This window comes from Janthinobacterium sp. KBS0711 (genome assembly GCF_000988085.1).
Taxonomy (GTDB): domain Bacteria; phylum Pseudomonadota; class Gammaproteobacteria; order Burkholderiales; family Burkholderiaceae_D; genus Janthinobacterium; species Janthinobacterium lividum_E.
The window spans coordinates 569,062-582,076 of the sequence record NZ_LBCO01000024.1 but is presented as its reverse complement, the minus strand read 5'-3'; the positions used below and the strand labels follow the sequence as shown (position 1 = coordinate 582,076).

Genomic DNA, 13,015 nt, shown 5'->3' with positions numbered 1-13,015 from the left:
TCGGACACTCCTTCTCTGCATCGAAAAAGTGTCAACTTATTCCAGGATGGGTCACGGGCAAAAAAAAAGCCCGCTGCGGGAGCGGGCTGAATCTAATTCCTTTGAGGAAGTAGAGGAGACAGATGCATGATGCCGCATCGCAGCATATTCATCCAATTCTATGTTGTGATGATAGAAATATGTTTTATCAATATCTAGCCTCCTCCTCGCGCAACGCCTGCTGCACGGCGGGACGCTCGCCGACGCGCTCGATCAAGCGCCGCACTTGCGGGAAGGCCGACAAGTCCACCTTGGTGTGCGCCGACCAGCCGAGGATGGTGTACAGATAGGCATCCGCGATGGAATAACGCTCGCCCAGCAGATACGGCCCGCCGGCCGCCAGTTGCCGCTCCACATAATCGAGGCGTGCGGCCAGGCGCGAGCGGGCCACGTCCTGCGCCTGCCTGCCGTATTCCGGGTGGAACAGCCAGGGGCTGAACACCTTGTGCAGCTCGGTGGCAATAAAACCCAGCCACGACTGCAGTTGCACGCGCGCCAGGGAGCCGGGCGGCGGCGCCAGACCACTGGCCGGCGCCAGATCGGCCAGGTATTGCACGATGGCCGTGCCTTCCAGCAAGATGGTACCGTCGTCCAGCGCCAGTGCCGGCACGTACAGATTCGGATTGATGCGCGCATAATCGGCGCCCGTTTCCGTGATGCGCGGAATCTTGCGAATATCAACTCTTTCCAGTTCCAGCGCGATGCCCGCCTCGATGGCCACGATGTGCGGCGACAAAGAACACGTTTCCGTTGCGTAATACAGTTTCATGATCACTCCTCGAAAAGTTACACGGACGCGGGATCCAGTTTTTCCACGTCGATGCCGTATTTGGCGATGGCTACACCAATCTTGCTGCGTGGCAGCTCGCCTCCATCCGCCAGCGCCGTCAGCGCTGCCAGTACGATGAAATGGCGGTCCACTTCAAAGAAGGTGCGCAAGGATTCGCGCGTATCGGAGCGGCCGAAGCCATCCGTACCCAGGGTGACGAAGCGCCGGTCGTGCACGAAGGGGCGCACCTGGTCGGCCACGATCTTCATGTAATCGGTGGCGATCACCACCGGGCCTTGCCGGCCAGCCAGGCATTGCTCGATGTAGGGCACGCGCGGCGCACTGTCCGGGTGCAGCATGTTCCAGCGCTGCACGGCCAGGCCGTCGCGCCGCACTTCCGTCAGGCTGGTGGCGCTCCACACGTCGGCCGCCACGCCGAAATCCTGCTGCAGCAGCACGCTGGCGGCCAGCACCTCGCGCAGGATGGACCCGCTGCCCATCAGCTGCACGCGCGGCGTGGTTGCCATGAGTGCTTCCGGACTTTCCTGCAGCAGATACAGGCCCTGCAAGATGCCCGCCTCGGCCCCTGCCGGCATGGCCGGGTGCGGATAGTTTTCGTTGAGTAAGGTGATGTAATAGAAAATATCCTCTTGCTCGGCAAACATGCGGCGCATGCCATCGTGGATGATGACGGCCAGCTCGTAGGCATAGGTGGGGTCGTACGAGATGCAGTTGGGAATCACGGACGACAGCACGTGGCTGTGGCCATCGTCGTGCTGGAGTCCCTCCCCCATCAGTGTCGTGCGGCCCGACGTGGCGCCCAGCAAAAAGCCGCGCGTGCGGGCATCGGCCGCCGCCCACGCCAGGTCGCCCACGCGCTGCAAGCCGAACATCGAATAGAAGATGTAGAACGGGATGGTGGCCAGGCCATGGTTGCTGTACGACGTGCCGGCGGCGATCCAGGAAGAAATGGCGCCCGATTCATTGATCCCCTCCTGCAATATCTGCCCATCCTTGGCTTCCTTGTAATAACTGAGCTGGCCCGCATCCTGCGGCGTGTACAGCTGGCCCAGGTAGGAATGGATGCCGATCTGGCGGAACAGGCCTTCCATGCCGAACGTGCGCGATTCGTCCGGCACGATGGGCACAATGATCTTGCTCAAGGCGGGATCTTTCAGCAGAGTACCTAGGATGCGCACAAAGGCCATGGTGGTGGACGCGCCCCGCTCGCCGCTATCGTTGAGCTGGGTGGCGAACGCGGACAGCGGCGGTATGGGCAAGGGCGCCACCTTGCCGATGCGGGCGGGAATGTAGCCGCCCAGCTGCGCCCGGCGCGCGGCAAAGTAGCGCCCTTCCTCGCTGTCCGGCGCCGGTTTCAGGTAGGGCATCTCTTCCAGCTGGGCATCGCTGACGGGCAGCGCAAAGCGGTCGCGGAACGCGCGCACGGCGTCGGCGCTCATCTTTTTCAGCTGATGGTTGATATTCTGCCCTTCTCCCGCCTCGCCCATGCCGAAACCCTTGACGGTCTTGGCCAGGATCACGGTGGGACGGCCCGGCGTGCGCATGGCCTCGGCATACGCGGCGTGCACTTTCTCCGGGTCGTGGCCGCCGCGCGTCAGCTTCCAGATGTCGTCGTCCGACATGTGCGCCACCAGCGCCAGCAGTTCCGGATACTTGCCAAAGAAATGCTCGCGCACATAAGCGCCATTCTGCGACTTGAAGGTCTGGTAATCGCCGTCCACGCATTCCATCATGCGCTGGCGCAACAAGCCGCTCGTATCGCGCGCCAGCAAGGCATCCCAGCCGCTGCCCCAGATGACCTTGATGACATGCCAGCCGGCCGCGCGGAACGTGCCTTCCAGTTCCTGGATGACCTTGCTGTTGCCGCGCACGGGACCGTCGAGGCGCTGCAGGTTGCAGTTGACGACAAAGATCAGGTTATCGAGGCGCTCGCGTCCGCCCAGCGAAATGGCGGCCAGGGATTCGGGCTGGTCCATCTCGCCATCGCCGAGGAAGGCCCACACCTTGCGGCCCTGGTGTTCCTTCAAGCCACGGTACTCGAGGTAGCGCATGAAACGGGCCTGGTAGGCGGCCGTCAGCGGGCCCAGTCCCATGGAGACGGTGGGAAATTGCCAGAAGTCGGGCATCAGCCGGGGATGCGGATACGACGACAAGCCCTCGCGCCCCGCTTCGCGGCGGTAATTGTCCAGCTGCGCTTCCGTGATGCGGCCTTCCAGATAGGCGCGGCCATAGATGCCGGGCGCGGAATGGCCCTGGATGTAAACCAGGTCGCCGGCGAACTGGTCCGTGCGGCCACGGAAGAAGTGGTCGAAACCCACGTCGTACAACACGGCCGCCGACTGGTAGGTGGCGATGTGGCCGCCCACGTTCGAATGCCTGGCCGCGCGCAAGACCATCACCATCGCATTCCAGCGGATGTACGCGTTCAGGCGGCGCTCGATGGCCAGGTCGCCCGGATACGCGCCCTGGCGTTCGGTGGCGATGCTGTTGGTATAGGCCGTGGTGACGCGGCCATGCATGCCGCCGTGCTGCGCGGAATCGGAATCGACGAGCTGGTCAAGCAAGTAATGGACGCGCGGACGCCCTTCCACCGCGACGACGGCCTGCATCGCCTCCAGCCATTCTTTGGTTTCCTGCGGGTCAATATCGGGCACAGCGAGGGATGTGGTCATGGCAGTCTCCTGGGTTGGGAAATTCGATACGCGAATAATTGCTGATGCAATCATTGCATTTGCAATTGTTACTATGGCCATTGTATAGCGCTATAATTGCATTTGCAACTGTGACCGATCTGGAGGAATACCAATGTCTGAAACTGCGCCTGAAACTGGCCCGGGCTCCGCGCCCGACCTGTGGTTCTCGTTCGTGCGCACGCACCGTTTGATGATCCGCGAAATCGAGCGCCGCCTCGCCGCGGCCGGCCTGCCCGTATATGCGTGGTATGACGTGCTGTGGGGACTCGAAAGCGGACAGGACGGTTCGCGCCGCATGCATGAACTGGCCGACGCTCTGGCCATCGAGCGCTACAACCTGACGCGCCTGGTGGACAAGCTGGAAACGGACCGGCTGGTGACGCGCACGCGCTCGATGGAAGACGGGCGCGCCGCCTTCGTTTCCATCACGGAAGATGGCAAGGTCTTGCGCAAGAAGATGTGGACCGTCTACCAGGCCACGGTGGCCGACCTGTTCCTCGCGCACTTTGACAGCGGCGAGCAGCAGGACTTCAGCGCCGCCCTCGCGCGCGCCGCCGAGGCGGCACGCAACGCAGGCCAGGGCAAGGTTCAGAGCAAGGCGTAGCGCCGCAGCGCGTAATCGACGAACTGCAGGGGCAGCGCGCCATCGTCGGCCAGGGCTTTCAAGGCCGTGACGGCCAGCCATGGCGCGCTGACCTCCATCATGGCGTCAGCGCCAACGGCGATGAAACGCCCGCGCACGTAACCGCCGATCTGCCCCGCGATGTGCTGCCCATAGCCTGTGACGGCGATGACGGGCGCGGCGCTGTCATCGAGGCAGCGCCGCACATGGGCCAACCTTGGGACGGCGCGCGGATGACGCAGGTTCCACTGCTCCGCCGCCTGTGCATCGCGCGCCAGGCGCGTATAGCTGGGGCAACTCCACACTTGCGTCGCGATATCCCAGTCGTCCTTGAGCAAGCGGGCCGCATCGGCAACGACGGCCAGCATCGTTCCCGCTCCGCACAGGCGCACCCGGCATGGCTCAGGGCTCAGCGGCGACACGCGGTACATGCCCAGGCTGGCCGCTGCCGCATCGGCGGCCGACAAGGGCGCCGCCACCGCATCCGCATCCCCACCTTCGTCCGCACCTTCGTCATGTATGGCCAGGTAGTAAAAGCCTGGCTGCTGTTCCACATACAGCGTTTCCAGTGCCGAGCGCAGGATGGCGCGCACTTCCTCGCCCGTGGCCGGGTCGAACGGCGTGCAATTGTGCTGCGCGGCCAGCCAGGCGGGCAGCGCGGGCTGCACGCCTTTCGGCCAGTGCGAGGCTTGCGTTTCCGCATCGCTGCAGACGATGCCACGCTCGCAAGCATCGACCAACACGCCACACAATGCCTGAACCGATGCTGGACGGCACAGATACAACAGCGGTTTGTCGGCGCCATAGCGCAGCGGCCAGGCACTGGCGGACGCCGTGACATTCCAGGCATCGTCAGGCCGCTGCATCACTTCCGCGCGCACGATGCGGATGGCGTTCACCGCACCGGGGCCCGTCTGCAAGCTGCCCGCCATGGCGCCCAGCGCCCGGCGTGGCGAAACCTGCCGCAACGGCAACGCCGGCGGTGCCGCCAGCGCGGCCAAGCAAGCTTGGACGGTGTCGCGCGCCACGTCCAATGGCGGTGGAGGAAGTAAAGGGGAAGAATGCATGCAGGCTCCTGTCGCAACAATGCTTGCGCAAGGCAGATATTGCCTATACGATTGCAAATGCAATTATTGTAGTTGCAATCCTTTGCGCGTACAAGTGCGCGAGCCAAGTGAAATCCTGTCTTCGAGGTGAAAAATGACGCTGAACAATCCTGAAACCGTGCGCATGGCCTATGCCGTAAAACTGACGAATGCGCAAGTCGAGGCGGCCAAGCGCCTGTATGCCGCGCATTTCGGCGGCACTGACAACCCGCAGGCGATGGCCGCCATCATCGCGGCGCTGGCGCGCAACTACAGTTCGGCCGTGGCGGCGAACGTGCTGTAGCGGACCACGTACGACGCGGGCAAAAAAAAGCCCGCTACGGAAGCGGGCTGAATCTAATTCCTGTGAGGAAGTAGAGGAGACAGGTGCATGATGCCGCATCGCAGCATCATTATCCAATTGCATGTAGTGATGACAGAAATACGATTGTTCTATATCTCAGCCACTCTCAGCCACGTTTCAGCCATAGCGGCCTCCCCTGCCCCTGCCATCCTTACGCCACGGTGTCGCCGCGCAAGGTTTTCGCTGCCGCCACCATGTTGGCCAGCGCAGGAATGACTTCTTTCCAGCCGCGCGTCTTCAGGCCGCAATCGGGATTGACCCACAGGCGCTGCGCGGGAATGCGCTCGGCCGCCTTGCGCATCAGCTTGACCATCTGTTCCTGGCCAGGAATGTTGGGCGAGTGGATGTCGTAGACGCCAGGGCCGATGTCGTTCGGGTAGTTGAAATCATCGAAGGCGTCCAGCAATTCCATGTCGGAGCGCGACGTTTCAATCGTGATGACGTCCGCATCCATGCCGGCGATCTGCGCGATGATGTCGTTGAATTCCGAATAGCACATGTGCGTGTGGATCTGCGTTTCATCGGCCACGCCATTGGCCGTGATGCGGAACGATTCCACGGCCCAGCGCAGGTACTCGGTCCATTGCGATTTGCGCAGCGGCAAGCCTTCGCGCAGCGCCGCCTCGTCGATCTGGATTACGCGGATGCCGGCCCGTTCCAGGTCCCGCACCTCTGCGCGGATGGCCAGCGCCAGCTGGTAGCACGACACGGAACGGGGCTGGTCATCGCGCACGAAAGACCAGTTCAGGATCGTGACGGGGCCCGTCAGCATGCCTTTCATCGGTTTGTCCGTCAGCGACTGGGCGTAGGTGCTCCACTCGACCGTCATGGCGCGCGGGCGGCTGATGTCGCCGAACAAAATGGGCGGTTTCACGCAGCGCGAACCGTACGATTGCACCCAGCCGAACTGGCTGAAGGTATAGCCGTCGAGCTGTTCGCCGAAATATTCCACCATGTCATTGCGTTCCGCCTCGCCGTGCACGAAGACGTCCAGGCCCAGCGCTTCCTGTTCCTGGACGCAATGGGCGATTTCCGCCTGCATCAATTTTTTATAGCTGGCTTCATCGAGCTGGCCGCTGCGGAACTGGCTGCGGGCCTGGCGGATTTCCGCCGTCTGCGGGAAGGAGCCGATGGTTGTCGTCGGGTACGCGGGCAGTTGCAACAGCGCAGCTTGCTTGGCGGCACGTTCGGCATAGCTGCCGGCGCGCTGGCCCAGGCTGGCGTCGATGCGGGCCACGGCCGCTTTCACTGCCGGATTGTGCACGCGCGGCGACTGGCGGCGCGCTTGCACGGCAGCATGATTGGCGTCCAGCGCCGCCTGGACGGAGGCGCGGCCCTGGTTTAGTGCGCCGGCAATCGTGTGCACTTCATCGAGCTTTTGACGGGCAAAGGCCAGCCACGATTGAATGTCCTGCTCGAGTTTTTGTTCACTGTCCAGGTCGACAGGAACGTGCAGCAAGGAGCATGACGGGGCGATCCACAGGCGCGATTGCAGGCTGGCGTGCACGGGTTCCAGCCACGCCAGCACGGCATTCAAATCCGTCTTCCAGATATTGCGGCCATTTACGACACCCAGCGACAGCACGCTCGTGGCGGGCAACCGGGCAATCACCTGTTCCACTTCCTCGCGGGCATTGACGGCATCGAGGTGCAAGCCTTGCACGGGCAGCTTGCACGCCAGTGCCAGGTTCTCTTGCAGCTTGCCGAAATACGTGGCCAGCAGCAATTTGACGTTGTTGGCCTTGCTCAAGGCATCGTAGGCCGTGACGAGCGCCTGCTGCCAGGCGCTGTCCAGTTCCGTGACGAGGATAGGTTCATCGATCTGCACCCACTCCACGCCTTGGGCGGCCAGTTCCTGCAGCAACTGCACGTAGACGGGCAGCAAGCCTTGCAGCAGCGCCAGCTTGTCAGAATCATCCTTGGCCTTGCCCAGCCATAAATAGGTGACAGGACCGATCAGCACGGGCTTGGCCTTGACGTTCAATTGGCGCGCTTGCGCCAGTTGCTGCAGCAAACGGCTGCTGTCGAGCTTGAATTGCGTTCCGGCCGAAAATTCCGGCACGATGTAGTGATAATTGGTGTCGAACCATTTCGTCATTTCGCCGGCATGGACGCAGCTGCAATCGCTGTCGCTGGCCGAGCGGCCACGGGCCACGCGAAAATAGTTATCAAGCGCCGCGCCTTCCAGGCCGCGCACGCGTTGCGGCAAGTTACCCAGGGTAAAACTCAGGTCCAGCACCTGGTCATAGAAGGAAAAGTCGCCCACGGGCGCCAAGTCCAGCACATTCTGGTCTTGCCAATGGCGCTGGCGCAATTCGGCGCCCTGGCTTTCCAGCGCGGCCAAGGTGATGTTGCCCTTCCAGTAGTCTTCCAGGGCAAATTTCAGTTCGCGTTTGGCGCCGATGCGCGGGTAGCCCAAATTGTGTGTCGTGACGGTCATGGTCGTGCCTCCTGATGAAGTATGGAATCATCATAAAGGCTTTCATCCATGAAAAATAATGGTAAAACTTCATATATCCATTAATAATATTCATAGGAAGGCAGGCGGGCACTGGCAAAAAAAAGCCCGCTACGGGAGCGGGCTGAATCTAATTCCTGTGAGGAAGTAGAGGAGACAGATGCATGATGCCGCATCGCAGCATATCAAGCCAATTGCATGTTGTGATGATAGAAATATGATTCATCAATATCTGCGGCAAGTACGGTATCTCAAGCGCTGGCCCGCGCGATCAGTTCGTAGGCCAGCGGCGCCAAGGCCGGTGGCGCGGCGCCCTCGTCCACTTCGCCCAGGCGCTGCAGGATTGCTTGCGCGGCCAGGCGGCCGATGTCATAGCGCGGTACGCGTATCGTCGTCAGCGCCGGCATGAGTTTTTCCGAGAACGGGAAGTCGCCGAAGCCCGCCACCGCGCATTGCTCGGGAATGCGGATGCCCAGGCGCGCCGCTTCATAGATAGCGCCGGCAGCCATGTTGTCGTTGGCAAAAAACAGGGCGTCGGGAGGCTCGGCGCGCGCCATTTGCTCGCTGAACACTTGCCCGCCCGCATCGAGCGGCGCCGTCACCGACGCTTGCACGATTTCCGGACGCAAGCCCAGCTGCCGCATGGTTTCCTCATACCCCTGGGCCCGCTTGCGCGCGCGGAAATCGCTGCCGATGCCGCTGTCGACGTAGACGATGCGCCGGTAGCCTCGCCCGTGCAGATACAAGGTCATGTCGCGCCCCGTGGCGATGTGGGAAAAACCGATCTGCGGATACGGCCGCTCGGGGCGGATATCCCACGTTTCGATGACGGGAATCTGCAAGCCCGCCAGCAAGGTTTCCGTGGCGGCGCTGTGGTCGGCGCCCGTCAGCACGAGCGCGCGCGGCGACCAGCCGAGAAAGGCGCGCACGACCTTTTCTTCCGTCTCGATCGAATAATCGTGGGTGGCCAGCAGCAACTGGTAATTGTGCTGCGACAAGGTGGTTGACAAGCCCTGGATGGTTTCCGCAAAGATGGAGTTCGACACGCTGGGCACGATGGCGCCCACGATGCGGCCCTGGGTCGAGGCCAGGCCGCCTGCCGCCTCGTTGCGGATATAGCCGAGCTGGTCGATGGCGCTCTTGATACGGTCGCGCGTTTCCTGCGACACGCGGTCCGGCTCCTTGAAATAGCGCGACACGGAAATGGCCGAGGTCTGTGCCAATTTGGCCACATCGAACACGGTGCTGCGGCCGAGGCCACGCCGCTTGCGTACTGGGTCGTTCATGGGTACTGCCTTCTCAAAAATCGGTGATCACCACGCATGATGCCATGGCCGGGCGCACGGGGGACGCCAGCGTATCGCCGGTGCTTTACGGCTCTTCGGCCGGGCCGCAGAAATTCCGCCCTGGAAATTAGCGTCAATGAAATCATGCCGATAGTGTAAGGGCTGCGCGCCTGCACCCTGCATTAAATCTGTTGACAGCCCCCCGCGATTCAAATTATATTTCGCTGTACTTGCAATGTTAGCGCTAACAAAGACGACAAGCAAGACCCGAGACAGCAGCACTGGAACGCCATACGCAGCGCGCCAGGCAACCAAAAAGGACACACATTGAGCTCCGCTACCTCCCGCCGCACGCTGGAATCCCTGCGCAGCCAGCGCTGGCTGGCCCCAGACGACATGCGCTCGTTCGCCCACCGCCAGCGCCTGCAGCAGATGGGCTTGCGCCGCGAGGAATTCCTCGACCGCCCCGTCATCGCCATCATCAATACCTGGAGCGACCTGTCGCCGTGCCACTCGCATCTGCGCGAACGGGCCGAAGCCGTCAAGCGCGGCATCCTGCTGGCCGGCGGCTTCCCCGTCGAACTGCCTGCCCTGTCCTTGGGCGAAGTGATGGTCAAGCCCACCACCATGATCTACCGCAACTTCCTCGCCATGGAAACGGAAGAACTGCTGCGCTCGCTGCCCATCGACGGCGCCGTGCTGCTGGGCGGCTGCGACAAGACGACGCCAGGCATGCTGATGGGCGCCATCAGCATGGACATTCCCGCCATCTTCTGCCCTGCCGGCCCCATGCTCAACGACCGCTACCGCGGCCAGAGCGTGGGCGCGGGCACGCACACCAAGAAATTCTGGGACGACTACGTGGCTGGCGACATCGCCAAGCCCGAGTGGATCAAGCTCGAAGCGAAGATGACGCGTTCGCCCGGCACCTGCAACACCATGGGCACGGCCTCGACCATGACATCCATCGTCGAAGCGATGGGCTTTACCTTGCCGGGCGCCACCAGCATTCCCGCCATGGACGCCAACCACGTGCGCATGGCCTCGCAATGCGGCGAGCGCATCGTCGGCATGGTATGGGAAGACTTGAAGCCGTCGCGCTTCTTCACCCGCGCCGCGCTGTCGAACGGCGTGGCCGCCTACATGGCGCTCGGCGGCTCGACCAATGCGGCCATCCACCTGGTCGCCATCGCCGGGCGCGCCGGCCTGGCCCTGTCGCTCGATGAAATGGATGCGATGGCGCAAAAAGTACCGGTCATCGCCAACCTCTTCCCGTCCGGCGACAAGCTGATGGAAGATTTCTTCTATGCGGGCGGCATGCCGGCCCTGCTCAAGGAAATCGCGCCGCAGCTGGACTTGACGGCCTTGACGGTCACGGGCCGCAGCCTGGGCGAGAACATCGCCGACGCCGTCTGCCTGGACGACAGCGTCATCCGCAAGGTGTCGCAGCCGGTGGCCGACGGCGCGGCGCTGGCCGTACTGCGCGGCAACCTGTGTCCTGGCGGCGCCGTCATCAAGCCGTCGGCCGCGAATCCGAAATTTGCCAAGCATCGCGGACGCGCCCTCGTGTTCGACTCGAACGCGGAGATGCTGGCGCAAATCCATGCGCCCGACCTCGACATCGATGAAAACACCGTGCTGATCCTGCGCAATGGCGGCCCCATCGGCGCGCCCGGCATGCCGGAATGAGGCAATCTGCCCGTGCCGAAAAAGCTGCTGCAGCAAGGCATACGCGACATGGTGCGCATCTCCGACGCGCGCATGAGCGGCACCCACTACGGCACCTGCGTGCTGCACGTGACGCCGGAAGCGGCCGTGGGCGGCCCGCTGGCTTTGGTGCGCAATGGCGACATGATCGAGCTGGACATCGCCGCGCGCACCCTGAACATGGACGTGACGGACGAGGAACTGGCGCGCCGCCGCGCCGAGTGGCAGGCGCCGGCGCAAAAATATGCGCGCGGCTACACCAAGCTGTACATGGAGCACGTGACGCAGGCCGACCAGGGCTGCGACCTGGACTTCTTGCTGGGCAACGCCGCCACGCCCGAGCCGCCGATCTTCTGACGCCGCCTTCCCTACATATATAGAGAGCACAAAGTAAATATGGATATCCTGGACAACCCTTTCCGCGCCTTGCTGGCGGACAAAGCAGTACCGCTGGGCAGCTGGCTGATGGCCGGCACGCCCGTGACGGCCGAAGCCATGGGCTGCGCCGGCTTCGACTGGTTGGTGCTGGACATGGAACACGTGCCCATCGACTACCAGGACGCCTACCAGATCCTGCAGGCAGTGGGCGGCACGCCGGCCTGCGCCGTCGTGCGCCTGGCCTGGAACGACCTCGTGCAAATCAAGCGCGCGCTCGACATCGGCGCGCAGACACTGATGTTCCCGTTCGTGGAAAACGCGGCAGAAGCGCGCAGCGCCGTGGCCGCCACCCGCTATCCGCAGCCGGGCCAGGCCATTGCTGGCACGCGCGGTTTTGCCGCCATGCATCGCGCCAGCCGCTATGGCACCGTGCCCGACTACGCCACCCGCGCCAACGGCGCCGTCTTCTCGATTATCCAGCTGGAAACGCCGGCCGCCCTGGCGCAGCTGGAAGAGATCGCCGCCGTCGAGGGCGTCGACGCCCTGTTCGTGGGACCCGGCGACCTGTCGGCCGCCATGGGCCACATCGGCAATATCGGCCATCCCGACGTGCAGGCGGCGATTGCCGACGCGGCCCGCCGCGCCCGCGCCATCGGCAAACCCATCGGCATTGTCGGCCCTTCGCCGGAAATGGTGCACACTTTCATTAGTTACGGCTATGACTACGTGGCCATCGCTTCGGACATGGGCATGATGATGCGCCAGGCCAATGCCTTTATCACGGCCCTGAAACCGTCGCTGGCGAAAGCCCTCGACACGGGCGCCTACTAATCTATTTCTGTTGCAACGCACGTAGCGCGCTCAGACGCGTCATTCGCATCTTTTGGAGACAAGCATGTCAGGTGTAAAACTGGAAAAGGTCGTCAAGAAGTACGACAACGGCGTCGAAGTCATTCATGGCATCGACCTGGAAATCAAGCAAGGCGAATTCGTCGTCTTCGTGGGCCCTTCGGGTTGTGGAAAATCCACCCTGATGCGCATGGTTGCGGGGCTCGAGTCCATCACGGGCGGCACCATCTCCATCGAGGGGCAGGTCGTCAACGACTTGCCGCCGCGCGAGCGCGACATCGCCATGGTCTTCCAGGACTATGCGCTGTATCCGCACAAGTCCGTGTTCGACAACCTGGGCTTTGGCTTGAAGCTGCGCAAGTTCCCCAAGGCGGAAATCGAACAGCGCGTGCGCGCCGCCGCCACCATCCTGAAAATCGACCACTTGCTCGACCGCAAGCCGCGCGCCCTGTCCGGCGGCCAGCGCCAGCGCGTGGCCATGGGCCGCGCCATCGTGCGCCAGGCCAAGCTGTTCCTGTTCGATGAACCGCTGTCGAACCTGGACGCCCTGCTGCGCTCGGAAATGCGCACGGAAATCAAGAAGCTGCACCAGCGCATCGGCGCCACCACGATCTACGTCACGCATGACCAGGTCGAAGCGATGACCCTGGCCGAGCGCATCGTCGTGCTGTCCGGCGGCAACATCATGCAGGTCGGCACACCGGACCAGATCTACAACGAACCCGTGTCGAAATTCGTCGCCGG

9 protein-coding genes and 1 pseudogene are annotated in these 13,015 nt (G+C 62.9%); 5 read left to right on the top strand and 5 right to left on the bottom strand.

The genetic code is table 11. From position 1 onward, the window contains the following. Positions 1-187: 187 nt before the first annotated feature. Positions 188-808 carry a glutathione transferase GstA gene (gene gstA / locus VM94_RS15200; RefSeq protein ID WP_046684179.1) on the bottom strand — a complete coding sequence of 207 codons (621 nt, stop codon included), beginning with the start codon at positions 806-808 and terminating at the stop codon, positions 188-190. 17 nt (positions 809-825) lie between these two features. Further along, positions 826-3,501: a pyruvate dehydrogenase (acetyl-transferring), homodimeric type gene (gene aceE, locus VM94_RS15195; protein WP_046684178.1), complete on the bottom strand. Its 2,676-nt coding sequence runs from the start codon at positions 3,499-3,501 to the stop codon at positions 826-828. A gap of 133 nt (positions 3,502-3,634) precedes the next feature. Between aceE and VM94_RS15190 the strand changes: the two genes are divergently transcribed. Next, entirely contained in the window at positions 3,635-4,126 is a 492-nt protein-coding gene (locus VM94_RS15190) for a MarR family winged helix-turn-helix transcriptional regulator (RefSeq protein WP_046684177.1), read from the top strand. Here VM94_RS15190 and VM94_RS15185 read toward each other — a convergent pair. Further along, positions 4,111-5,211 carry a transketolase-like TK C-terminal-containing protein gene (locus VM94_RS15185; RefSeq protein ID WP_046684176.1) on the bottom strand — a complete coding sequence of 367 codons (1,101 nt, stop codon included), beginning with the start codon at positions 5,209-5,211 and terminating at the stop codon, positions 4,111-4,113. The two genes, VM94_RS15190 and VM94_RS15185, sit on opposite strands and share 16 nt — an antisense overlap. A 133-nt stretch (positions 5,212-5,344) precedes the next feature. Between VM94_RS15185 and VM94_RS15180 the strand changes: the two genes are divergently transcribed. Beyond that, the gene (locus VM94_RS15180; RefSeq protein ID WP_046684175.1) at positions 5,345-5,533 is read left to right on the top strand and encodes a hypothetical protein; all 189 of its coding nucleotides are present in this window, start codon (positions 5,345-5,347) and stop codon (positions 5,531-5,533) included. A 211-nt stretch (positions 5,534-5,744) separates the two neighbouring features. On the opposite strand, the gene metE is transcribed toward VM94_RS15180, so the two are convergent. Further along, entirely contained in the window at positions 5,745-8,033 is a 2,289-nt protein-coding gene (metE, locus tag VM94_RS15175; RefSeq protein ID WP_046684174.1) for a 5-methyltetrahydropteroyltriglutamate--homocysteine S-methyltransferase, read from the bottom strand. 269 nt (positions 8,034-8,302) lie between these two features. After that, positions 8,303-9,337 carry a LacI family DNA-binding transcriptional regulator gene (locus tag VM94_RS15170; RefSeq protein WP_046684173.1) on the bottom strand — a complete coding sequence of 345 codons (1,035 nt, stop codon included), beginning with the start codon at positions 9,335-9,337 and terminating at the stop codon, positions 8,303-8,305. Positions 9,338-9,733: 396 nt separating this feature from the next. Here VM94_RS15170 and araD point away from each other — a divergent pair. From araD to VM94_RS29055, 3 genes and pseudogenes are all read left to right on the top strand, one after another. Continuing rightward, positions 9,734-11,401 (top strand): annotated as a pseudogene (araD, locus tag VM94_RS15165) (L-arabinonate dehydratase). Positions 11,402-11,440: 39 nt separating this feature from the next. Continuing rightward, a complete protein-coding gene (locus VM94_RS15160; protein ID WP_046684172.1) occupies positions 11,441-12,253 on the top strand; it encodes an HpcH/HpaI aldolase family protein in 813 nt (270 codons plus the stop codon). 64 nt (positions 12,254-12,317) lie between these two features. Then, positions 12,318-13,015: ABC transporter ATP-binding protein (locus tag VM94_RS29055; RefSeq protein WP_046684699.1), on the top strand; the 698-nt coding region annotated here is incomplete at its 3' end.